16 protein-coding genes are annotated in these 25,139 nt (G+C 50.6%); 3 read left to right on the forward strand and 13 right to left on the reverse strand.

The features are described 5' to 3' along the window. Nucleotides 1–9: 9 nt before the first annotated feature. Nucleotides 10–1,101, forward strand: a complete 1,092-nt coding sequence (locus tag ABEB26_RS08505; protein ID WP_345721541.1) for a methyltransferase — start codon at nucleotides 10–12, stop codon at nucleotides 1,099–1,101. A 217-nt stretch (nucleotides 1,102–1,318) separates the two neighbouring features. Beyond that, on the forward strand, nucleotides 1,319–2,275 hold the full coding sequence (locus ABEB26_RS08510) for an SPFH domain-containing protein (RefSeq protein ID WP_345721542.1): 957 nt from the start codon (nucleotides 1,319–1,321) through the stop codon (nucleotides 2,273–2,275). A 65-nt stretch (nucleotides 2,276–2,340) separates the two neighbouring features. Here ABEB26_RS08510 and ABEB26_RS08515 read toward each other — a convergent pair whose 3' ends face one another. Further along, nucleotides 2,341–2,958, reverse strand: a complete 618-nt coding sequence (locus ABEB26_RS08515; protein ID WP_345721543.1) for a sulfite oxidase-like oxidoreductase — start codon at nucleotides 2,956–2,958, stop codon at nucleotides 2,341–2,343. A gap of 126 nt (nucleotides 2,959–3,084) precedes the next feature. On the opposite strand from ABEB26_RS08515, the gene ABEB26_RS08520 reads away from it, so the two are divergent. Further along, complete coding sequence (locus ABEB26_RS08520) at nucleotides 3,085–6,714, forward strand: GAF domain-containing protein (RefSeq protein ID WP_345721544.1); 3,630 nt, start codon at nucleotides 3,085–3,087, stop codon at nucleotides 6,712–6,714. Between the two features lie 72 nt (nucleotides 6,715–6,786). On the opposite strand, the gene secF is transcribed toward ABEB26_RS08520, so the two are convergent. The 12 genes from secF to ABEB26_RS08580 form a co-directional block, all read right to left on the reverse strand. Continuing rightward, the gene (secF, locus tag ABEB26_RS08525; protein ID WP_345721545.1) at nucleotides 6,787–7,755 is read right to left on the reverse strand and encodes a protein translocase subunit SecF; all 969 of its coding nucleotides are present in this window, start codon (nucleotides 7,753–7,755) and stop codon (nucleotides 6,787–6,789) included. Between the two features lie 40 nt (nucleotides 7,756–7,795). After that, nucleotides 7,796–9,316, reverse strand: a complete 1,521-nt coding sequence (gene secD, locus ABEB26_RS08530; RefSeq protein WP_345721546.1) for a protein translocase subunit SecD — start codon at nucleotides 9,314–9,316, stop codon at nucleotides 7,796–7,798. A 215-nt stretch (nucleotides 9,317–9,531) separates the two neighbouring features. After that, the gene (locus tag ABEB26_RS08535) at nucleotides 9,532–11,430 is read right to left on the reverse strand and encodes a M14 family metallopeptidase (protein ID WP_345721547.1); all 1,899 of its coding nucleotides are present in this window, start codon (nucleotides 11,428–11,430) and stop codon (nucleotides 9,532–9,534) included. Between the two features lie 644 nt (nucleotides 11,431–12,074). Continuing rightward, nucleotides 12,075–14,546, reverse strand: coding sequence for a beta-mannosidase (locus ABEB26_RS08540; RefSeq protein WP_345721548.1), 2,472 nt, complete (start codon nucleotides 14,544–14,546; stop codon nucleotides 12,075–12,077). 324 nt (nucleotides 14,547–14,870) lie between these two features. Continuing rightward, the gene (locus ABEB26_RS08545; RefSeq protein WP_345721549.1) at nucleotides 14,871–15,851 is read right to left on the reverse strand and encodes a type I phosphomannose isomerase catalytic subunit; all 981 of its coding nucleotides are present in this window, start codon (nucleotides 15,849–15,851) and stop codon (nucleotides 14,871–14,873) included. Beyond that, nucleotides 15,848–16,834, reverse strand: a complete 987-nt coding sequence (locus ABEB26_RS08550) for an acetylxylan esterase (RefSeq protein WP_345721550.1) — start codon at nucleotides 16,832–16,834, stop codon at nucleotides 15,848–15,850. Before ABEB26_RS08550 ends, ABEB26_RS08545 begins: the two co-directional genes overlap by 4 nt. Nucleotides 16,835–16,839: 5 nt before the next feature. Further along, complete coding sequence (locus ABEB26_RS08555; protein WP_345721551.1) at nucleotides 16,840–18,090, reverse strand: AGE family epimerase/isomerase; 1,251 nt, start codon at nucleotides 18,088–18,090, stop codon at nucleotides 16,840–16,842. Next, nucleotides 18,090–19,103, reverse strand: a complete 1,014-nt coding sequence (locus ABEB26_RS08560) for a glycoside hydrolase family 5 protein (RefSeq protein ID WP_345721552.1) — start codon at nucleotides 19,101–19,103, stop codon at nucleotides 18,090–18,092. Before ABEB26_RS08560 ends, ABEB26_RS08555 begins: the two co-directional genes overlap by 1 nt. Before the next feature lie 145 nt (nucleotides 19,104–19,248). After that, nucleotides 19,249–21,024, reverse strand: coding sequence for a DUF5060 domain-containing protein (locus ABEB26_RS08565; protein WP_345721553.1), 1,776 nt, complete (start codon nucleotides 21,022–21,024; stop codon nucleotides 19,249–19,251). Nucleotides 21,025–21,072: 48 nt separating this feature from the next. Next, entirely contained in the window at nucleotides 21,073–22,425 is a 1,353-nt protein-coding gene (locus ABEB26_RS08570; RefSeq protein WP_345721554.1) for a sugar ABC transporter substrate-binding protein, read from the reverse strand. Between the two features lie 230 nt (nucleotides 22,426–22,655). After that, nucleotides 22,656–23,654: a glycoside hydrolase family 130 protein gene (locus tag ABEB26_RS08575; protein WP_345721555.1), complete on the reverse strand. Its 999-nt coding sequence runs from the start codon at nucleotides 23,652–23,654 to the stop codon at nucleotides 22,656–22,658. Between the two features lie 23 nt (nucleotides 23,655–23,677). Then, nucleotides 23,678–24,718, reverse strand: coding sequence for a LacI family DNA-binding transcriptional regulator (locus tag ABEB26_RS08580; protein WP_345721556.1), 1,041 nt, complete (start codon nucleotides 24,716–24,718; stop codon nucleotides 23,678–23,680). Between the last annotated feature and the right edge of the window lie 421 nt (nucleotides 24,719–25,139).

A 25,139-nucleotide genomic window follows, 5' to 3' on the forward strand; every position in this document is an offset into this window, starting at 1 on the left:
GTAATGCGTATGAATGCATGGTTGTTGCCAGTACCCTTTGATACCGAACGTGACGATTGGGGCGCAACTTTATTGGCTGAATGGGGAGCCAGCGTGGTTACGCCAGGCCAGCAAGCGTTGGTGATCGGCGCAGGCACTGGCCGGATTGGCTTGGCATTGGCGCGGGCGGGTGCACAGGTCAGTTTTGCTGATGATTCGATTGTGGCCTTGGCCGCTGCTCGCCAAAGCTTTGCCCAAGCCAAGTTGACAGCCCAATTTTTTAGCACCACCGATTTAACGCCCAGCAAGCTGTTTGATCTGGTGTTAATTAATATTCTGTGGTGGAGCGATAACCAGCGTGGCGCAGAACTGATTAATTTGGCGGCGCAACACACCAATGCTGGCGGGATTGTGGCGATTGGCGGTGGTAAACAAGCTGGATTAAGCGGAGCAACCACGCTGCTCGAACAGATTGTCGGGCCAAGCGTCAAAACCCTTTATAAAAAAGGCCATCATGTGGTGATGGCGTTTCGGCCTTTGCATTGGCAAGCTCGGCCAAGCCAAACAACCCAGCATCAGCTCAATCATGGCGACTATGCATTAACTATCGAAGCAACCGCTGGCGTATTTGCTCAAGGTCAGCTTGATCCAGCCAGCGCCATGTTATTGGATGCAGTGCCAATTCAACCCAACCAGCGTGTGCTTGATCTTGGTTGTGGTGCTGGGATTTTGGGCATGTTTTTGCAACAGCGCGAAGCCACCCTTGCTTTAACCTACATCGATAGTACCATGGTAGCAATTGAAGCCACCAAGCGAAATTTACAAACCAACCAATTAACAGGCCGAGTACTCGCATCTGATGGCATTCAGGCCGTTAATGGTGAGCAATTTGATCTGGTTGTATCGAATCCACCATTTCATGTTGGTCGAGTTCAAAGCCCACAACTGGCCGAAAATCTCTTAAAGCAGGCTGCCCAAGTGTTGGCTCCCAATGGCCAATTGGTGATTGTTGCCAATCGCTTTTTGCGCTATGAACCATTGCTAGAAACTGTTTTGAGTAATGTGCATGAGCTAGCAGGCGATCAACGCTACAAAGTTTTGGTTGGCACAAAAGCAAATTAGCTCATTAATGTAACCAAGTTTTAGCAGCTGCGTATTTCATGCTGTGAGTATTTGTGCTCACAGGAGGCTCTTATGAGTAGAACATTAGGCGAAATCGTTATAGCCATCGTCGTGCTCGTCTTATGCTATCGCTTAGGACTTGAACTAGCACCCATGATTATGGATTGGTGGCGTGGTTTCCGTTCCGATACCTCTGATGACACTGAAAGGAATGACCATGAGCAACGCTAAAAATCGCCCGTCGGGCCGTCGCATTGGTACGATTGCCATTGCGCTCGTCATTGCTGTGATTGGCTTAGTCTTGCTCACGGCCTCGTGGAAGACGATTCCACCAGGTTATGTTGGGATTGCCTTCAACAAGGCTAACAATAATGTCACGACTGCGATTGATCCAGGCTGGACGTTAATTAACCCATTTACCACCGCCATCCAGCAATATCCAGTCACAATCCAGACCTATATTATGGTCCAAAGCGATAACGAAGGCCAAACTGCTGGCGATGATTCAATCAAGATTCAATCCAGCGAAGCCCAACAACTTAACCTTGATGTGGCTGTGCAGTATCGGGTGAAAAAAGAAGAAGCTGCGGTGCTCTACACTGATTGGGGTGGCCAAAGCCTTGATGTGATTGAACTGCAAGTCGTGCGCCAACAAACCCGTTCAATCTTAACGACTTTGGCTGGTCGCTATTCATGGGAAGATATCAGCGGTGAGAAACGGGCTGAATTAGCTGACAAAGTTAAAGAACAATTGACAACCGAATTTGAACGTCGGCACTTGATTTTAGAAGATTTTGTGATTCGTGAAGTGCACTTGCCCGATAATTTGAAGCAAGCCTTGGAAAACAAAATCACCGCCCAACAAGCGGCTGAGCGCCAAAAATACGAGCTTGAACAAGCTCAAATCAAGGCCGAACAAGATAAAGTTGAAGCCCAAGGTCGTGCCGAAGCCCAACGCGCTACGGCCAAAGGTGATGCTGACTCAATTTTGATTCGGGCTGAAGCCCAGGCTGATGCCAACCGTTTGCTGGCCGAAAGTGTCACCGAGGTCTTGATTCGTTATCAAATGGCTTTACGCTGGGATGGTAAATTGCCAGTCTTTAATGGCGGCGGCGCAACCCCGTTGGTCGATGTTAGTGAATTGATCGATTCGACCCAACCGATTAGCCGCTAAACTTAATCAAAAGAACGCTGGTTAAATGATAACCAGCGTTCTTTGCTATTTAAACCTAATGCATGTTAATCAGCGTGACGTTCTTCTTGCCAGGGGTCGGCGTTGTTGTGATAGCCGTAACGTTCCCAAAATCCTAAGCGATCAGCGCTCATAAATTCGATGCCGCGTAGCCATTTGGCGCTCTTCCAAAAGTATTTTTTGGGCACAAACAAACGTAACGGGAAGCCATGATCGGGCGCTAGCTCCTCGCCTTCGTATAAATAGGCCAGCAATACATCATCATCATACATAATTTCTAAGGGCATGTTGGCGGTATAGCCGCCCTCAGAGTGGGCCAGCACATATTTGGCGCTGGGCTTGAGCGCTGGAATATGCGTAAGAAAATCGCGGAAGCGCACACCCGTCCAGCTTGTGGCGAGTTTGCTCCAACGCGTAACGCAGTGAATATCAATATTTTCGATGGTGACGGTTGGTAAAGCTCGAAATTCGTTGTATGAAAAGGTTTTTGGAGCTTCAATTTCGCCAAAAACCCGTAGATCCCAAGTTTGTTCAAGTTCTTTGTAGATCGGAGTCTCGCCATAGTGCAAGACTGGAAATTTTTGGGTAACATACTGGCCAGGCGGAACGCGTTCTTCCATTCCTTCAGGGGTTGCATCAAACTTTCTTTTGAATGCATCAAACATGAATTGACTCCTTCTTGCACAATGTAGTTATTGTAGCACTGCTTAGGCCAGCAACCAAGCTACGAGCTTTGTCAAAACGTCTAAGGTTTGGTAAGATAGGCCAGTCACATGTGAGGCGTGATGTGTATGCAATCCCAAAAACAGGCATTTGAAGATTCCTCAGCCCGCTTTTTACGTGAGTGGCTTCCGCGTTTGGCAACCGCCACGAGTATTAATGGGTTGCACACAACCTTGAGCGCCGCCCTCAGTCAATTTCGCCATAATCCCCACTATCATTTGATTTGGCTTGATCTGGCCGAAACTCAGCCCGAAATTCCCTTAGAATTAATGCTTTCTAGCAGCCAACAAGCGCAGCTTGAGCAAGGCGCGATTTTAACTATTACCACCGCCGATGCCACGCAATGGACGATGCTGCCACTGTTGCACATTACCTTGCGCGGTTGGTTGGCCTTGCCCGAAGCAACCACAAACGATCAATTGCTCTTGCCCTTGGCGCTGCAAACTGCCGCCAGCATGTGCACGATTAGCAATAATCAACAGTTAGTGGCTGAGCTGCGCGAACTAACGCAATTTAATTTGATCAGCCAACGCTTGAATAGTTCGCTGGAGCTTGGGCCATTGATCGAGGCAGTTTATCGCGGTATCCAACAGATGTTTGGCCCGCAAAATCTATTTGTCTCGTTGTATGATCCTGAATCCCAACTGTTTCAAGTGGCAGCGCATTTTTACGCTGATGGCCGCAGCACTACTCCCAATTCGCAATGGACAGTTGCCCATGGCTTAACTGGGGTAATTATTCGGCGTAACGAGCCAATTATTACCGATCGCTATCTTGAAACCTGTGCCCAATATCATGTCACACCATTGTTTATTGATGATGATATTCCGCCGCTGTTTTGGGCAGGCGTGCCGTTGCGCTTCGGCGAACGGGTGCTTGGCACGTTGGTGATCTACACGCTTGAGCCAGATGTGCGCTACAATGCCGACACATTGCGCAAATTAGAGATGTTGGCCCATCGCGCCGCTGATAATTTTGAGCAAGCTCGACTCTACGAACGCACGACGCGCCAAGCTCGCCAACTTGAATTATTAAATGAACTTGGCCGTACAATCACCTCAACGCTCGATTTTGAGGCTGTGCCATCGTTGATCATGGGGCGAGTGCAAGAGCTTTTGAATGTTGAAGAAGGGTCGTTGCTGTTGCTCGACGAAGCAACCAACGAATTAGTCTTCCGCTATAGCCTGAGTCCGGTGGGCCAGCAATTGTTGGGCAATCGTATTCCGGCCAATGTCGGGATCGCTGGCTTGGTGTTGCGCACAGGCGAATCGTTGATTGCCAATCGTGCAGGCGATCATCCGGCCTTTTACACGGGCATTGATATGTTGGTGGGCCACGAAACCCGTGATCTGCTATGCGTGCCATTGTTGGGTGCTGGCGGGGTCAAAGGGGTGATCGAAATTCTCAATCATCGCAATGGCTTGCCATTTACTGCCGCCGACCGTGCCTTGCTCGAAGCGGTGGCCGACCAAGCAGTAATTGCTATCGAGAACTCCAATCTCTACACCCAAACCGATCAAGCCCTGACCCGCCGCATCAGCGAACTCGACCAACGCAATAAGCAATTTCAAGAGATCGTGCAAATTGGCAATGCGCTCAAGGCTGCATCTAACCTTGGGTCGGTCTTGCCTGCCTTGGCCGAGGCTGTGCAAAGCGCTACGGGCTTCAACCAAGTAACGATTAGCCTCGTCCAAACTACGCCAGGCCATAAAGCAATTATCAAACGGGTCGTCAGCGCAGGGATCGATCGCCAAATTTTCGAAGCCCAAGCTAGCATTACGATTGAGCCTGAGCGCGTCGAGGCTTTGCTCAAACCGCAATATCGGCGTGGCGAATCGACCTACTATATCGATCATCGGCGCAATGGTGATGCGCGTTTATGGCCTGATCCCTCAAATGGAGTCGATGTGCCAGAGCTACGGACTGGCATGTGGCATCCCAACGATAGCTTATTTGCGGTGTTACGCAGCACCAGCGGCGATCTTTTAGGTCTTTTGACGGTCTATGCACCAAAAAATGGCCTGCAACCAACCACTGATCAAATTCAAATGCTGGAGATTTTCGCCACGCAATTGGCAGTTGCGCTCGAAAACAATCGGCTCTACGAACGCCAACGCCAAACCGTCGAAGGCTTGACTGCCTTGAGTGCGCTTGGCATGGCGATCAACAGTACCTTCAGCAATGCTCAATCAATTTGGCAATTTACGGTTGGCGGGATGGTCGATTGGACTGGTGCCCTCGGCGCGGGTGTATTGCTTAGCGATCCGAATGATCCCACGACCTTGCAACCAATTGTTGGCTTGGGAATTGAGCACACACCTGACGAGGCGATTATTCAATTTGCCCATAAAGTGCTAGAGCGTGATAAGCCGTTGTTGCTTGGTGATAGTAGCAAATTACCCAGTGTCTTGCGCGATTTGGGTGGTCAAGCCTTGGTGATGTTACCGTTGTTGGCAACGCACCAAACCTTGGGCGTGATCTACTTGTGGTATCCCGAAACCTTGCCCAACCGCGAAGCCCAAGATTTACTCTCGCTGTTTGTGGGCCAGGCCGCTGTGGCGGTCGAAACTCGGCGTTTGGCTGAAGAAGTCAGCAATGGCCGCGATCGCTTAGCCTCGATTTTGGCTTCGACCGAAGAAGGCATTATTTTGCTCAGCGCCGATTTACGGGTGGTCGAGGTCAATGCCGCCGCCCAAACCATGATCGGCAGCAACGAAGTCGCCGAATTGCTGGGCGAGCCAGTCGATTTGCTCTTGACTCACTGGTGCGCCCAGTGGAATAAATCTGAGGAAGCTTGGAGCGAACTAACGCTGGCGATCTACAAAGTTAGTCGCGGGCGCTTGGCTGAGGCGCGGGGCCAATTGGAATTGGGCGGTTTGCGCAGCCAATGGCTCGAATGGACAACCTTGCCAGTTCAAAGCGCGGCCAATCAAAGCCCCCACCCGATTATTATTGTGCTACGCGACATTACCACCGAGATCGAGGCCGAAAACCTACGCCATGACCTGACGTATATGATGATTCACGATTTGCGTGGGCCATTGAGTTCAGTGATGACCTCGTTGGATATGCTGGCCAAAAAGATGGTTGGCGACCTGAGCGAAGGCCAAGATAAGATTGTTAAAATCGCCTTGCGCAGCAGCGCCCGCCTGCTCGATATGGTTAATTTGCTGATGGATATTAGCAAACTTGAAGCAGGCCAGATGCCAATCACGCCAATTACGGTGGCGGTTGATGATGTGGTTCGTTCGGTGATGCAAAACTATGAGCCATTACTCAACGAGCGCAAAGTCCATGTAGCGCTGAATATTGCTGAAAATACCCCTAAAGCCTCGGTTGATATCCAAACCCTAGAGCGGGTCGTGCAAAACTTGATTGATAACGCGATTAAGTTCAGCCCAGCCTTATCAACAATCACGATTAGCGCCAACAAAGTTCAAGCCAATCAACTACCAAGCGATCACCCAACTGGTCAATGGATTTTGTTGGGCGTGCGTGATGCTGGGCCTGGCATTCCAGCACAATATCGCGAACGGGTCTTTGAAAAGTTTGCCCAAGTCAAACAAACTGGCATCAAAGGCACTGGGCTAGGCTTGACCTACTGTCGCTTGGCGGTCGAAACCCATGGTGGACGCATTTGGGTCGCCAATGATGATGGCCCTGGCGCACTCTTCCTGCTGACTATTCCGATTGCCTAACATCACATAACAGAAGACCCCGCTCGTTGCTACGAGCGGGGCATTTTTGGATCTGCGATGGGCAGGATCAATTTAGGCAGCGGTGGCTGGCTTAACGTTATCTTTGCCACGGCCAAACCAGTTGCGCCATTCGCGGTTTTCCCACACCACCAACAATTGGGCAGCGTTGAAAATTGACGAATAGGTACCGCTGATCAAACCAAGCAACAGAATCAAGACAAACGAGCGAATGCTTTCGCCGCCAAACAGCAACAAGGCGGTCAAGGTAAAGAACGAAGTAAATTGGGTGTTGATCGAACGCGTCAAGGTTTGAACGATCGAGCGGTTGACCACCCGTTCGTAATCGTCGCTTGAGCGGCGCACATTTTCACGCACGCGGTCGAACACCACAATCGTGTCGTGGACTGAGAAGCTAATTACGGTCAAGACGGCGGTCATAAACAGCGCATCAACTTCGAGGCCGATTAACCAGCCGAGAATTGAAGCCATCCCGATCACCACCAACACGTCGTGCAACATCGCGATGATTGCACACACGCCGTAGCGAAGTGGGTTGGGAGTGCCACGGAAGGCCGCCCATAAATAGCCCATGATCGCCAAGGAAGCAATAAAGACTGCCACAATTGCATTGCGAATTGAGCGACCACGCACGGTTTCACCAACGGTTTGCACGGTTTCGATCCGCGTATCCGCACCAAACTTGCTAGTCAAGCCAGTTTCCACCGCTTTGCGTTCAGCCGAATCGCTTTGCACCGACTTTGAGCGCACAAAGGCAATCACAAATTGTTGATTGTTGGTCGTGCCTTGTGATAGTTGAGTTCGCGCACCTTCAATACCGCTCTCAGTGAAAACAGCATTAATATCGTTTTCTAAGCCATCACGGGTTTCGCTAATGCTTGGGATATGAATTTCCCAGCGAGCACCACCCGAAAAGTCCACCCCAAGGTTCAAACCAAATACCAGCATGCTAATTAAGCCTGGAATAATGGTCAGAATTGAAATCGCAAACCATAAATAGCGCCGACGCACTAAATCTAACATAGCCCAATCCTTTATCGATGGTATAGCTGAAAATCAGCTATTAAGCTTGCTCTGACGACAAGGCTGCCACATCAGCAGCATCTTCTTCGGGGTTAACCCCAAACCAACGTGGGTTCGAAACCCCAAGATCAATCGTCAAGCGCAACAACATGCGCGAAACGGTGATTGCCGTAAACAAGCTGACGATAATCCCCAAGGCCAAAGTCAATGCAAAGCCTTGAATGATACTTACGCCAAGCCCGTTACCCAAGACATACAAGATAAAGCTTGTAATCAAGGTTGAGGCATTGGAGTCGCGGATTGATGGCCAAGCGTGGTTGAAGCCATCTTCGACTGCCCGTTCCAATGAGCGGCCACGGTGCAATTCTTCTTTGATCCGCGCGAAAATCAACACGTTCGCGTCAACCGCCAAACCAATCGACAAAATAAAGCCTGCGATCCCTGGCAAGGTCAATGTGACCGGAACCAAGTTGTAAATCGCAAATGAGAGGATGGTGTAAACGATCAAGGCAATGTCGGCTAATAAGCCAGGCAAGCGATAGTACATCAACATAAACAGCATAACCGCAATCAAACCAATCGCGCCAGCAATTTTACTTGCGTCAATTGAGTCGTTGCCCAGGGTTGCACTGATGCTACGGTTACTATCTTCGATCAAGGTTACTGGCAAAGCGCCATATTTGAGTTGGTTTTGCAGGGCTTGAGCTTGTGAATTTTGCTCAGCAACCGTCGTGCCAGTCGAACCCATGGTAATGATCCCTTCGCCAGGCAAAGAGCCATTAATTTGTGGGCTTGAAATCACGCGGTTATCAACCACAATCGACATTGGCCGGCCAACGTTTTGGCTGGTAAAGCTAGCGATTTGGGTAGCTGACTCTGAGCCAGTTTGGAAGCGGAAGAACACTGCTGGACGGCCAGCTTGATCAGTTGTCAAGGCAACTTGGCTGGTGTCGAGATCGCTACCACGCGCAATCGTGGTATAGGGCGCTTCACAAGGGCGCTCAGTCGGAGTAACTGGGGTTGTGGTCGTCAAATTATTGCTTGACGACAACGGATTGGTGCTACTCAAGCTGTCGGTGGTGGTTACCCCAGTTGTGCCAGTGACACTGCTTGGCAACTGCACAGTGATTGGGTAACGTGGTGTAGCGGTGGTACAAACTTCGGTGCCATCGGGCAAATATTGACCTTGAGGATCAATAAATTCGAGGTTACCAGCGCCTTTGAGGGCTTCCGAAGCTGCCGCAGGATCTTTGACCCCAGGCAATTCGACCACAATACTATCGCTGTTGACAACTTGGACAACCGATTCGCTTACGCCCAAGCCATTGACGCGGCGCTCGATCACACCAGCGGCATTTTCGAGTTTGGCGGCCAAATCGGCTTCGTTAGGGTCGGCGGGACGTAAAAAGATTTGCGAGCCGCCTTGTAGGTCGAGACCTAAGTGGGTTGAAACATCGCGACCAGTCAGGCTTTGGAACGACTTAGGAAAGAATACAATCCAAGTCGCTAAAGCAACTGCCACAATCGTCACGACGAGGGCACTAATTACTTGCTTACGCACGACGAACGCTGCCTCCGTGTTTGGTGAAGGATGGGCGTGGCGAGGAATACAGCCCACCCAGAGATACCTAAAGAAACTCCCATCGCAACAGCGCATTATAGGCGCGATACCCACTCGCGTCAAACGCCCTCCCACGTTATGACGAGTTAAGCAAACCCCACCTGTGTGGTTTAGGCACAGGCGGGGCTAGCTAGAAATTGCGCTGAGCTAGAGCTTTAGCGCTGGGTCACGCTAACATTATCCACAGCTGCTTCTACCAAGCTAGCAGTGCTGGCATCGGAAGCCTCAATCAAGATTCGCACCGATTGGCCTGCGTAGCTATTTAAGCTGACGCTAGCGGCTGTCCAAGCAGCATCAACATCGGTTGCGCTGCCCAATTTTTCAAAGACTTTGACTGTGCCTGAGCTAGTAACTACCGATACACGGAAGTAATCGGCGCTGCTAGCATTCGAGCCATGAGCCAAGTAGTAGCTGAAACTCAAGCTCAAGTTACCCGAGTTTGGCAAGGTAAATGCTGGCGAACGTACTGATGACGAGCCGCCATCAAGGTCGTAGGCTCCGGCTGAGCTACCAGCCAAACGCCCGGTTACAAGGTTGTTGCTGCCGCTGACGGTTGTGCCAAGCTGCTTGGCTCCGCTGCTATCGGTTGCTTCAGGGTCGCCCCGTTCCCATGCGCCCGTGGTTGCGGTATCAGTCGCATTGGGGTTGGTTGTCCAGCCTTGATTGGTTTCAAAATCATCGCTAAATACAGTAACGACTGGGTTTGGTGTAGCAGTTGGGCCAGGAGTTGCGGTTGGCGCTGGGGTTGCGGTTGGGGTTGGCGTACCACCACCGCTACAATATTGGCTTTCTTTGCCAATCACGCGATATGGACAATCGGTTTGTTCCAATAAATACAAGACTGATTCACGATTGCGGGTGGTTTCACGGCTAATCACTTCGTCAGGTGGGTAGAAACCTGGACTCGAAGATCGAGGATACATTTCAAAGGTGTAGGCAAAAATGCGATGCACGCCATAAGCCCAATCTTCATATGTGCCATCAGCGACATACAAATCGCTGGCTTGTTGCGGCGTATAACCATTGCTTGAGGCCATATTGCGGCCAAGTGCAGCCATCGCATCATAATCGTCGCGCTGCATATCGCTGGGGTAAGCATCGTAGGTGTAGCCATAGGGCCATAACACTAGCTCACTATAGGTATGGAATGAAATCGAGGTTTTGATTTGTTGCTTGCCACCAATCACCCGACTTGCCACAAAATTGCGAATAGCTTGGGTTTCGGGAGCCGTAAAGGCCGCTGTGCCACGATAGGTATCGCTCGAGGTTGAGCCACTTGAGCCACCGCAGCAGCCCCATTTGTAGCTATAGTTGCGGTTAAGGTCGATCCCAACGTAGGATGAGCCGCTGTTCGGTTGGCGATTTTTACGCCAGCTACGGTAGCTGCCAGTTGCCACGTCGTATTCGCTGCCATCAGGGTTCAAACTGAAGACGATGTAGATTTCGCGGTTATTGACAATGTTGGTAATTCGATTGTCAATGCCATAGTTATCGACCAGCAAATGCAACAGATACAGGGTCATTTCGACGGTCAAGTGTTCGCGGGCATGGTGTTGGCCAATGAACAAGGCTTCTGGCTCGTTCTCATCGGTTGCAACGTTATCGCTAATTTTAACCGCAATCAAATCGCGATTTTCATATGAGCGGCCAATGCTAAAGCGGCTCACAATGCTCGGCTTGCTGGCAACAACTGCCGCAATGTTGCTGGTCATCTCAGCATAATTGTGGTAGGCCGAATCTGCGCCTGGAAAATCGGTCAATTCAGGCAGTTCGACCAATTTAAAGCCCAAGCGCTCAATCGCCGCAGCTTCTTCGGCATTGGCGGTAATATCCAACACCTTACCATGAACGGCATCAATTGAAGCACCAGTTGCGGCAATCGCATTGCGATCTTCACGCGTGGTCACGCCTTCAAGATGATAGGCCCGCGATTGATCAAGCGGCTCCGTTTGCTGAACTGGCTGCCGCGTTTGCCCTAAAGCACTCAGCGGAGCCATAAGACCTACGGCTAATGCGAGTGAACCAACCAACCGAACGATGCGTGACGGCTTCATGAACCCTCCTGTAGAGATAGGGATTGCACCAACCACACGAACAACCTTGTTCGCTTGATAGTGTCCAAATGCCACTAATTCGACACAGGTGGCGTTGTCACTTGCTAGTGGTGTCGCTTGATGGTTTGGGGTGGATAGCAAATATATTAAATGATCTTAATAAAATTGTCAAAAAAGTATTAATAGGTGAGGGGCTAGGGATCAGGGGTCAGAGGTCAGGAATTGAGGCAAGGTTTTAACGCAGAGGCGCAGAGCGCTGAATGGCTGGGGCTAGCGGAATAGTTGATGGGATTTAGGCGATTTGTCGTGCAAACGGGATTTTTTTAGCAGAGAAGTGTAGCGCATAAATGGCTATGGGCTGTAGGCTATTGGCTATTGGATCATTCAAAACCCACATGTCAATAGCCTACTCATCCTTCGTGTGCTTCGTGTCCTTCGTGGATCAAAATCTATGTTCTATATGTAATGGTTTATCGTGTTAACAACGGCCAGCATGCCCTCACCCCCTGACCCCCTCTCTCGCACGCGAGGCGAGGGGGAACCGCTCCAGGCGTGCTCCCCTCGCCCGCCGCCGTGGGTGAGGGGCTGGGGGTGAGGGAACGGAAGCATTGGTTATTAACTCAATGAACCATTACATCTATGCTCTATGCTCTTTGCTGATCCCAATGCAACCACTTAATGTCAATCGGCTGTTGGCCTAAGCCACAAGCGTGAATCCGTTGCGGTTGGTTGGGCAATAGATCAAGCAAATTATCGCTCCAATCGATTTCAGCCTCAGTTTGCAGCCAAACCCCTTTGGCTGGGCGTTGGCTGCTAATTTCTAGCCAATCGTCGGCAAGGCGGGTGACGCTAATTTGTGGATCATAGGCTGGAAGATATTTAAATGGCTCGGGCCATGTGCTGGCTCTCGCCACAACCATACCATCAACCAAGACTTGCATGCCAACCACGGTTTGCTCGCTCAATTCTAAGTTTAGGTTGGGAATCGGGTTGGCTTGATTAGCAGCTAATTCACATTCAATGTTTTGCTCAAATAGTAATTTGCCATACAAATCGTATCCAATTAATTGAACTATGGCTACTTTTGCTACTACCGTGCCATTGACCACCCACGCCTCGATTCTTGCACCATTGCGCTGTAATCCGGCGCTGATTGGGGCTAGCTCGCGGCCAATGCTATAGATGGCGGGCTTTTTGCGCAAGGCCGAATCGATAATGGCCCAGCTAATCACTGGCCAGCAATCGTTAAGTTGCCACACTAAAGCTCCTGCGACTGCATAGCGGCCTGTGCCACCCCAACGTCGTCGCCAGCCGCGATAGGCCGCTGCCAAAGCCTCAGCTTGCATAAATTGGGTAGCATAGACATACGATTCAAGCGTGTTTTCAAAGCGCAAGGTATCGTTGAGATAAACCGCCAAACGGCGTGCGCCGCCTTCCGATTTGTTGTGGTGCTCGACCGTGCGACTTTGGGGATAGCGCTCGTGCTCAGGAATGACGCTCAGCAGCGTGGATAAAGCTGCACACGATTCCATGCCAAACTCGCTAACAAAACGCCCTTCGTATTTGGGATAATCTTGGTAGGGAGCCATCGCGCTGTGCCAAACATCCCATGTATGGCGATCGCCACGGGTTTTATCGTAGACATCGGCTCCGCCATACGGGCTGCCAGGCCAATAAATCGTGGTTGGATCATAATTGGCACAGACCTTGGGCAATAAGCGTTCGTAAATTTCGCGAGCCGGAAAGCTGGTTTTGGTGAAATCGCCTTGAAAACTGTGATCATAGGCGTTGAAAGTTTGGGCAATTTGGTAATCTTCGTTGTTGCCACACCACAGCACAATCGAAGGATGATGGCGCAAGCGCTGAACTTGGGCAATTGCTTCGGCCTCAACGCTAGCCAAAAATGCTGGATGGGCTGGATACATGCCGCAGGCAAACATAAAATCTTGCCAAACCAACAAGCCTAGCTCATCGCAAAGATCATAAAAATAGTCAACTTCGTAGATTCCGCCGCCCCAAATCCGAATCATCAGCATATGGCTATCAACCGCTGCCTGCAACAAGCGTCGATAGTGCTCATTGCTCACACGATTGGTCAGCAGATCGGCAGGAATCCAATTAGCTCCGCCGCTAAACATTGGCACATTGTTGATTTCAAACAAAAATGTTTCGCCTGCTTCATCGAGCAATGGCTCTTGTACCAAACGCACGCGCCGCACGCCAAGCTGTAATTCCTGTTGATCGAGCACCGTTTGACCAGCAAAAATACTGACAACCAAGCGATAGCGATCTTGCTGACCATAGCCATGCGGCCACCACAAACTTGGTTGTTCAACCGTGATTGAATGTTGCACCGTGGTGTCAACAACCAATTGTTGCTGTTCAGCGATTAACTCGCCTGCTGGATTCCTCAATTGAATCAGCACCGCAGTATCAGCGAGCGCATCCGCAACGGTTGCAGTTACAGCAAAAACCGCCGTGTTACAATCATCAGCTACATTGATTGGACAAGCCAGATCGCTCAAACGAGTTGCGCCCAATTCGAGGGTGATGGGCATCCACGGCCCAGCTGTTAACAGTGCTGGACCCCAATCCCAGCCATAGTGATATTGGGCTTTGCGCAGATACAAACGGCTAGGATCGCCATTCCACACGCCAAGTTGGCCCATTTCGGCTTGCAAGGCGTGGCCATGCTTCAATGCCGAGCGAAATTCGATCAGCAACATGTTTGTGCCAACCTGAATTTGGTTACTGACAACCACTCGTTGAGGCACAAACATATTGTCGCTGTTTAATATTTCTTGATCATTAAGCCAAACCGTGGCGATCGTATCCAAGCCTGCGACGTGCAAGGCGGCTGGTTGGTTGGCTTGCTCAGCGGTTAATTCAAAATCGCAACGATAGAGCCAATCGACCTCAGCCACCCATTGCACCGCCAGCTCATTCAAGCCATCGAAAGGATCGGGAATGCGCTCAGCGGCGATCAAGGCTTCGTAAATTGTGCCAGGCACAGGCGCGGCCATCCAGCCCTCACTGCTCGTACTATCAGCGAGCACAGTGCGTTGCGGATCACGTTGTTTGGCCTGCCATGCCTGCTGCAATGCGAGCTTTTGCATGAATTATTGATGCTTTCTCTGCCACAGATGGTTTGTGGCAAGCTATATAGTAGGGGTCAGGGGCTAGGGATCAGGGATCAGATCTAAAATAAGGCTAATCCTGAATCCTGACCTTTCAAGAGTAGGTTTTAAGACCCCTCACCCCCGACTCCTCTCCCACTGCGGCGAGAGAGGGGAGATCCAATCCAATGTTTCCCCTCGCCTCGCCGGGCGGGAGAGGGGGGCAGGGGGTGAGGGAACGATATAACCCAATGACCCATTACAGTTAGTTCTTAGCTTTCACCTGAATCCTGACCCCTGAATCCTGACCCCTGACCCCTCGTCCTACACATACGCCCGAAGCAATTCAGCGTTTGGTTCAGGGTAGAGTTGATATTGGCCTAATTGAGCAGGCACGATTACCGACATACCATGGCGCAGATCAAGGCTGCCTTCGCTCCAAACCAAGCTACAAGCTCCATTGATCACCGTCCAACAATCGAAACTCGTTATCGAGGTGCTGAGTGCTTGGATGTGGTTGAGTTGCCAGTGCTCCAAGCTGAAAAATGGACAGCGTACCAGCAAACTTACATCAGCATTCAGCTTGGTCGGTGTGACTAAGGCTGGCGCAGTTGCCGCAAAATCCAATACCTCGAAAGCTTGCTCAAGATGTAGTTGGCGTGGCAAGCCTGTGGCAGCATCACGTCGATCATAATCGTAGACCCGATAGGTCAGATCCGATTTTTGCTGAATTTCGAACAGCACCACCCCAGGATTGATTGCATGAATCGTTTTGGCGGGCACAAACACCAAATCGCCTGCTTGCACTGCTACTTGACGTAATAAATCAGGCAGTGTATTGGTGGCTAAGGCCGCTTCGCAGGCTTGGCGATTGGTTGCCTCGCGAAAGCCATGCACAACTTCGGCTCCGTTTTCGGCTTCGAGAATGTACCAAGCCTCGGTTTTGCCGTGAAATCCGGTGGCGGCCTCGCGGCTGTGGGCATACTCATCATCGGGATGCACCTGTACCGAGAGCGGTTGGGCAGCAGCGATGAATTTCAACAGCAATGGGAAATCGTTGCCATAACGTTCGCTGGTGGTTGTGCCAACCAAGGCCGCCCCAAATTGACTAGTGACTTGGGCTAAACTTTGGCCAGCCAAAGCGCCATTGACGATCAGATTTTGATCGTAGACTTGCCAAACTTCGCCGAGCTTGCTTTGCTCTGGTTCCGGCAAGTGCAGCCAGTGAGCCAATTGGGGGCCACCCCAAATTGGCTCGACATAGCGTGCTTGAGTGAGCAACGGATAGAGCTCGATCACGCTCATGCGGTGCGTTCCTCGTTGCCCCAGAGTTTGGCGAGAAATTTCAATTTTTCCAAGGTTTGGAAGTTCTCGCCGCCTTCATGGCGATTAAATTGCCAAATCGTGATCTCTTTTGGCCCAGCATAATGGTTGTAGGCAGCAAAAACGGTCGATGGCGGACAAACATCATCCATCAAGCCAACTGAGAACAGCGTAGGGCAGGTGGCGCGAGCGGCGAATTGCATGCCATCGAAATAATCCAAGGTGTTGAATACTTGCTCGATTTTAGTGCGATGGCGAGCGCAATATTGGGCAACCTCGGCGTAGGGATAGCTATCGACCATGGTGGTGGCGCGGCGATAGTGACACAAAAATGGCACATCGGGCAGCACCGCCGCCACATCTGGTTGCAAGCCAGCCGCTGCCAGCGAGATGCCGCCACCTTGACTGCCGCCCGCCAAAGCCACTTTGCCAGCATCCACCAAGGGATGCGAACGAGCAGCTTCGATTGCCCGCACGGCATCGGTGAACAAGCGGCGGTAGTAGTAGGTTTGTGGGTTGAGCACGCCGCGCGTCATAAAACCTGGAATTTGGGGATTGCCACCCTCAATTTCGGTGTCGGGCGTATCGCCAGTGCGCCAATTTGAGCCTTGGCCGCGATTATCCATAGCGAAGACGGCATAGCCCGCAGTTGGCCACAACAGCCAATCGATCGCCAAGCCACGCCCGCCGCCATAACCAATATATTCGACCACGCAGGGAATGGGCTTGGTGGTATTGCGGGGCAGCAAGAACCAACCCTTAATTGGCTGACCACCATAGCCGTTAAAGGTCACATCGTAGGCTTCGATCAAGGGTAAGCCCATAGCGTAAGGTTCAAAGATGGCGTTTAATGGGTATTGGCGGGCAGCGGCTAAAGTAGTTTGCCAAAATTGGTCAAAATCGGCTGGCTCGTTGCGTTCAGGGCGATATTCGCGCAGTTGTTCTAAGGGCATATCAAAATGCATGGCAGTTACCCTCGCATCTGAACACTCACATTGTGTTCAGCTAAACGTTCGATCATTTCAAAACAAACGCGAGCATGGTGATACGGGCATTCCCATGGCCCAACTTTTGGAATCGCTCCCAACGGTTGGTTTTGAGCATCCAAAATCTTGAACCAATCACCATGATCGTGGTCGATAAAATAGCGTTGAATAAAATTCCAACTATCATAGGCGGCTTGGGCAAACTCTGGTTTGCCAGTGGCCTGATAGGCGTTGTAGAAGCCAACAACGGCTTCAGCTTGTGGCCACCAATGGCGCTCCAAATTAATCGAGCCATCGGGAGCACGTTCGTGAATAATGCTGCCATCGGCGTGGCGGCCATTGCGATAGACTGCATCGGCCATACCAAGTGCTAAAGTTTCGGCCTTGGCAATTAAGTGTTCGTCGCCCAGCACATGGGCGGCTTCCATTAACAACCAACTACCTTCAATATCGTGGCCATAGGAAATGCCATGTTCGTGGTGGTTCCATTGGTCATCGAAAAAGAGATGAAAGCGACCTTGCACAGGGTCGATAATATGTTCGCAGCAGGCCTCGATCAGGCTAGCTAATTGCTGACGTACATCAGCCACGTCCCAAACCCGCAGCAAGTTGGCATAGGCTTCCATCATATGCAACATGGTGTTCATGGTTTTGCGGGCTTCTGGCTCGAGCTTGCTCAGGCGGCTATCGCCCAATGGTTGCCAAACCCGATCACAGCCCTCGATATAGCCGCCATAGACTGAATCAAAGGCATGATGTTCGATTAAGTGAAACAGAGTTTGGGCCAATTCCAAGGCGCTCTGATCGCCTGTCGCTCGGACATATTCAGCCAAACCGTAGATAGCGAACGATTGAGCATAGGTTTGTTTATGGTCGGCCAACGGCTGGCCATTGGCATCGATCGACCAATACAATCCGCCGTAAGTTTGATCCCAAAAAGCCTGTTTAAGGTAGGCATAGGCATACTCAGCCACCGCCAAATCGCGGGGATCGCCAAGCATGCGATAGGCACAGGCAAACGTCCAGAGAATCCGGCCACATAATACGGCTGAGCGAGGAAACTCATTATGGATTGTCAGATCGTTGGTTAAGCCGCCATAAAAGCCACCGTGCTCGTGATCAAGCGTGTGGTTTGCCCAAAATGGCAAAATATTGCCCAACACTTCATCGCGAAACTGCGCTTGCCACATTTCGCGCAAGCCATGATCAAAGCCGCCATCTACGAGATTCGCCATTATTGTATTCCTTCTGGCGCTTCGGGTATACGGGCAGCGAGGAGCAAATCGAGTAAATCACGGTCAACGGAGTAGCCGTCAACAACTTCGTAGCGAGCATGTGGTCGGCCATGATTAATAATTCCAAATGCTCCTTCAAACTCCCAGAGACCGAAGCCCCAACCAAATTCTTGATAAACGCTGAGCAGATCGCGGAACCAACGCAGGGCAACATCATTGGGGGTACGGTTGTAGCAGCCAAATTCACCAATATGGATGGCGACGTTCCGCGCTTGTACGTCGCGCCATGGTTGGTAAAATTCGACTAAGCCGGCCCGATCCCAATAATGGTTGTACCAGGTTACCGGGTAGGTTGGTTCTGCTAAACCTTCGTGACCATCCCACCAACTCGCTTGATAGTGGCTCACCGCCATTGGCTGATAGCCGCGCCCACTGTGGGTTACGCCCAAATCAGCGAGTTCAGGCATCGCCAAGTGCCCACCACCAAGCCCATCGATCACAATCGCCCGTTGGGGATCGATTGCGCGAATTGCTGCGACCGTCCGTTGCATGATCGCCGCATGGTTGAGTCGCGTCAAGCCATACTGATCGACGTTGGGCGGTTCGTTGAGCAAATCGAAGCTTAATTCGCTAGCCGAAATACCCTTGTAGCGTTGGGCGAAATACTCCCACAGCCACACGAAGCCTGCCTGAGCTTCGGCATCCAGCCATAAATTATGTCGTTCGAGATCGTTCCCATTGATACAATAGCCGGGCGCTCGATGCAAATTAAGGCTGACATGCAGGCCATATTCACGACATGCTGCGATATAACGGTCAATATACCCGATGATCGTCTCATCAGGGTTGGTATACTGCCAATCGCGAGTCCAAAACCAATAATTAGTTGGAATCCGAATGAAATTAAAGCCTTGTTTGGCGATCCAGTTTAAGGCTTTATGGTCAGGCTCGGCTGGTAACTGGCCTGGAACATAATGATACATCCATTGTAAATTGAAGCCATAATGTGGCATGAAACCATCCTTCGGGCTATTTTTGCCAATAAAAAGCCACATAGGCCGCTGAGCGCCACTATCACGCACGCAACTGATTGATAATTGTGCAACTGATAGCGACGACCCAACACCTACATGGCCAATGTTTGCCTTGCAATAAAGCTTATTGCTTGATTAATTTCAAGGCTAAATCGTAATTGAAGCTTGGCACAGCAATGCTGGATTGGTTCGCTTCAAGGGTAATCGTCGTTGGTTGCGACCATGCACCAGTTTGCGGGTCGTACCAGGTTGCTTGGTAGCTTCCGGCCTCTAGCCCATTCAGCTTAAGCGTCAAATCGGCGTAGGTCGGTGGTACATATTCCCATGTATCGTTAAATTCACGCTTTTTGAGCGCTTCTTCGTAGGCTTTGGTTAATGCTTCAGGCTCATATTCGTTGCTGCGTACCCAGACCAAGGCCTGCGATTTGGTTTGTAAGGCCAAGGCTCGCGCCTTCAACGGTGACACTTGGGCCACAACTGGATTGTAGGCAGTTAGATCTTGGTCTTTGAAAAATTCAGCCAACTTGTTGTATTCGCTCCACAAGTTGTCGGGATCGACCAAGGTGTCCCACCACCAATACATGCCGCTGCCAGCAAAGCCGCTGAATGGTGCGGCCCACAAGCCTTGATGAAACTGCCACACATCTCGATTGATCACCTCATCGCGCCCAGTGCCAGCATAGCCAAGCTCGCTGACTAAGGCTGGTTTTTGTGGTGCTGCGGCATTCAACTCACGGATCACTAAGGGGAAGGCTTGGCCTAAATCGCGGCCTGTGTAATCGTGGTGTTGGGTGAAGTTGATCTCTGGTTGTGCCCACATCGAGGTACTGGTATTGCTGGCGTAGCTGGTCGACACCAAATGTTGATAGGGATCAAACTGCGCCAAGTGACGGGTCATTTCGCTGATCCATGGCTGCATCAAGGCATCGTTGATCGGTGTCCAGTTGGCTTCGTTCCACCATTCCCAGGCAAACAAGCTCGGTGAGTGGGCCCAACGCGCCGCGATGTAACGCACGCGATGCTTGAAAAATTCGCGCGATTGAATGTCGGTGGCAAATAAGCGTGGCTCGGCAATTGGCCCGCCATTCGCCGCGTTATACGGATTACTATCCCACTCTGAATCAGTACTGGTGCTGAACGCGCCATGGTTGATCAGAGTTAACATAATTGTGATGTTGCGTTGTTCGGCCAATTTGAAAATTTGGTCGAGCATCCACGCTTGTTGCATGCGCTTGGAATAATCGCCCAAGCCGGTATCTTGCCATTCGATGCCAAACGACCACGAGGCCATCCAAATTCGCGCAATATTGCCACCGTTTTTGCTTAATTGATCAAACCAGTGTTCGTATTCGCGCAAAATGCCCGTGCCTTGTTGGGTAGACCAACCCAAATTGAGGCCGATCGGCATAAAGAATGTGCCATCTTGGCGGGCGAAATAGCGTGGATTGCTGGTGTTGATCCGCACAAAGCCAGGTGATTGCTTGTTCGCCGAAACTTCAATCGTGATCACATCGCTGCTCAGGGCTGGCTTGGCTAGCTCGGCCTTGACTTGCCATGCCCCTGGTTCGCTCGGCGTGAAGCGCACTCGCCACTCAGGGTTGCCTTTGGGTTGCAGCGAAAGTTGATCAAAATCTTGATACCAAAAGGCTGGCACGCGATAGATTTGGCCCGTTGCTGAGATAAAACTCACCATCAGATCGATTTGATTGGGATCGTAAGGATTGGCAACGGTGATAGTGGTATCAATCGCCAACTCAATTGTGCCAAAAACCGCAGCATTGCCGGTTAAGGTACGTAAGCTCAGCGTTTGGTTGCCACCCGATTCGCCAGCTTGGGTGCAGGCTGCAATCAGTAGCAGCAGAACCAGCCATAGGTGTAAGCGATAAAGCCATCGACGCATAAATCCCCCTGTACAACTTCAAATCCCGAAGCGGCGCAATTTATAACCCTATTGTTGTAAATTGCGATTCATGACCTCCGCTGCTTGATCTAAAGCATCTTGGGGATCAGCGTTGTTGAACACGACTTCTTGCAATAGTTTTTGGACATCGGTGGTGCTTTCTTCCCAGCCGACACACTTGGGTGGACCTGCCGATTGCTCTAACAAGCCACGGAAGCCAGCTTCGATATGGCTCGGCATTTTGGCGGCGCTCAGCAAGGGCAAACTTGGCGGCACATAATAATTATTGGCGCTTTGCGCATAGGCCGATTGAGCGGCAACCGCTTCTTCAGTATACAAAAAGCGAATAAATTCTGCTGCGATGTCTTTGTTTTGCGAGGCTTCCATTACGCCGATGACCCGTCCGCCAAGGAACGCGACGCTTTGGCCTTTGGGGCTTTTGGGCAGCGGAGCTAAGGCCCATTTGCCTGCCAATTCAGGCCGATTGAATTCGATGCTCGCAACACTCCATGTTCCAGCATAGCTCACCAGATAATCGCCACTTTCGAGTCCGCCTTCAATATCAAGGGCAGTATCGGTGGGAATTTGATATTTGGTGTAGAGATCGCGGAAGTAGGTCAATGCTTGCAAGCCAGCCGCCGAATTAATCGTCGCTTTAGAGCAGTCGTCGTTATACAAACTGCCGCCAGCCGAATATAAAAAGGTAAAGTAGCTGATCCAGCCAGCGTTATCCCAGCCAATCGCAAAGCCTTTTTTATTGATCGTGCGGGCTTTTTCGAGCACTTTGGTCAGTTCAGTCCAGTTTTGGGGCGCTTGCTCCATGCCCACTAAATCGCGCAGCAGATCGGTGCGATAGAACATCCCCATGAGCGCCACATCAAGTTGTAATGCATAGACCTCACCCGTATCCAAGAATAATGAATCTTGGAGTTGTGGCAACATCTTTTGCTTAACATCGCTTACTACATTGGGATAAGCCTTTTGCAGATCGATCATGCCACCAAGTTTGCCAAACTCGATGCCCCACGACATTCCGCCAGCCATCAGATCCGGCCCACGATCAGCGGCGATAGCCTCAAGCATTTGAGTATGGGCATCGCTCCAGGGCAAGGCTTGAACTTTAATCAAGACCCCAGGATTTTTCTGGACAAAGACATCGGCGGCTGCTTGAATTGAAAGTGCCTCAACCTCTGAGCCGGTTGACCAAATGACTAAGGCCTTATCTGCCGAGTTGGCGAGGTCGGGCACGGCGGTTGGGGGCGTATCGGTGGGTAAACTAGTTGGGTTGATTTGGGTTGGTGGCGTGGCTGCTTGACCACAGGCAGCTAAAATCAGCAGGACAATCAAGCTGAATCCTAGGCTACGAACTGTGCGGTGTGGCTGAGATGGCTTACGGTGCATAACGCTGACCTCCCTTGGCCTATACATGCATCGATGCAGGTTGTTTGGGGGTTGGTAGGTTGTGCATCGATAACCCTTCCCAAACATAGTTAAGTATATATGTTAGTGCAAGTCCAGCGCTATCCCTTGGGCCAGCATCAATCTTCCTATTACGAGGTAGGTACGTTAGGTGAACAACCTACCTCGTTGGGAACGCCGCTCTAGACCGAATAGCCTAGTACTAGAACATTCTAGACTTCTGAATTAGCCTTGAGGAAGCTCAGCACTTCATCGACTTGAGTAAAGGCGATGCCCGTAACGGTATCAGCACAGCCATAATAAATGGCAATTCGGCCTGTGGCGGCATCGGTCAAGGCAGCACAAGGGAAGGCCACATTCGGCACATCGCCAACGCATTCATATAAGGTTTGGGGTGCCAGCAGATAGGGCGCGGTGCGATAGCGCACTTTCCATGGCTGCTCTAAATCGAGCAAGGCTGCCCCAAAGCTATAGACAAAGCCATTGCACGAATTTAACACGCCGTGATAGAACAACAACCAGCCTTCGGTCGTTTCGATCGGAGTTGGGCCTGCGCCGATTTTGGTGCTTTGCCAACCGCCTTTCGTGCCCATCACAAAGCGATGTTTGCCCCAGTGTTCCATATCGGGGCTTTCGCTGTAGTAAATATCGCCAAATGGCGTGTGGCCGTTATCGCTGGGGCGACTGACCATGGCATATTTGCCATTGATTCGGCGTGGGAAGAGCACCCCATTGCGATTAAACGGCAAGAAGGCATTTTCCAACTGATGGAATGTTTCAAAATCGTAGGTATAGGCTACGCCGATGGTTGGGCCGTGATAGCCATTACACCAGGTGACATAATAGCGATCTTCGATCCAACAGACACGGGGGTCGTAGCGATATTCAAAGGCCGTAACTTCGGGATCGCCCAAAAATTCCAAAGGCTTGGGATCGATCTCCCAATTGACGGCATCTTTGCTAAATCCACGGTGAATATTCATCACGCGGCGTTTATCATCGCAGCGAAACACGCCAGCAAAGCCATCGTTGAAGGGCACAACAGCGCTGTTGAAAATACTATTTGAGGTGGGGATGGCATCACGCGGAATCACCGGATTGCCGCTGTAGCGCCAAACAACATCTGAATTGCCGACTGGACGTTCTTCCCATGGAATTGAGGGGAGCGCACTTCCAAGGATGGTGGTGGATTGAAGCGTCGCTGCTTCCATAGCTGATACTCCTACAAGGCAACCTACTTTGGTGGTTGCAAACGTTGAACTGATTGGCGTTCAAGCAGCCGTGGCCGCAGCGAGATTGTGGCCGGAGCCTGTTCTGGGTATTCGGCTCGGTTGGCTAACAATTGCACTGCAAAGCGCCCCATGCTCACTTTATCGACATGCATTGTGGTAAGCGCTGGGGCAACATGCTGCGCCAGATCAATATTATCGAAACCAATAATTGATAAATCTTGAGGAATTTGGCGATGTAAAGCCCGAGCGGCTTGGGTTGCCCCAATTGCCATCATATCGTTGGCACAAAAAAGCGCCGTGATTTGTGGATGGCGTTGCAACAGAATGCTGGAAGTATCGCTACCTTCATGCATTGTGAGTAGGCAATCACCAAAATACTGCTCTTGGATGCCATGATCGGTTAAGGCTTGAATATAGCCTTTGCGCCGTTCGGCGATGCTAGGGTAGGCCTCTTTGGCTGTACCAATCAGGCCAATATGACGATGTCCATAGCTAATCAGATAGCTGACTGCCTCGTAAGCGGCGCGGAAGTTATCCGAAACAACTGAATCATAGACGTGTTCATGCGAGTAGCCATCGACCAAAACCGCCGGAATGCCCTCACGTTGCAAGAGTTTGGTGATGGTTGCATCGGCGAATGCGCCAACCAACAATACCCCATCAAGATGATCTTCTGACAGCAAACGAGGCATCTCTTGAGGATGATTATCCATATCAACTGGCACGGTGGCATACATCAAGTTAATATGCATTTTGCGACAGGCTGCTTCGATACCTGCGACGATCGGGGCATAAAATGGGTTGGTTAGTGGGCTGTCGTCGCCAATTGAGGCCTTAACAATTACGCCTGCATTATGCAACGATTGCGAAACCAACTTCTCATGATTCAAGCGCTTGCGATAACCAAGATCACGGGCAATATCCAACACGCGGCGGCGTGTCTCGTCGTTAATCCCAGGCTTGTCGCGTAATACTAATGATACTGTGGCCAACGAGACACCGCTTTGCCGCGCAATGTCTTCCATCGTGATCCGCTGTGTCATACATGTTCTCCTAGTCACCTTTGAATAGGCTCTCATGATGCCATAAAATAACACTTTGGTTATCAAGCAACTTTATTGAAAAATTTAGAATAGTTTCAGCAACTCAATTCAGGTTATGATCACGCTTGGCACGCTGTGCATTTAGGCCATACCCCAACTGCTGCTGTAAAATTCTGTAAATTTTATCTAAAATTTTAGTAGAATTTCACTAAATATACTTCATCATAATCTAAATGTCAAGCCTAAATTTTAGCAATTATGCCCAATATTGCATAGGGTTTTAGTGAGGTTTAAGCTGTTGATTTTAGGGTTTCAAACATAACTGAAGCGTAAACAGGATGTTCAAGTCCTGCTTACGCCTTGGATACGCTGACGATTGTGATGGAAGTTAAGTTGTAGGAGGGTTAGTGTATGGTGAGAG

This window comes from Herpetosiphon gulosus (genome assembly GCF_039545135.1).
Classification (GTDB): domain Bacteria; phylum Chloroflexota; class Chloroflexia; order Chloroflexales; family Herpetosiphonaceae; genus Herpetosiphon; species Herpetosiphon gulosus.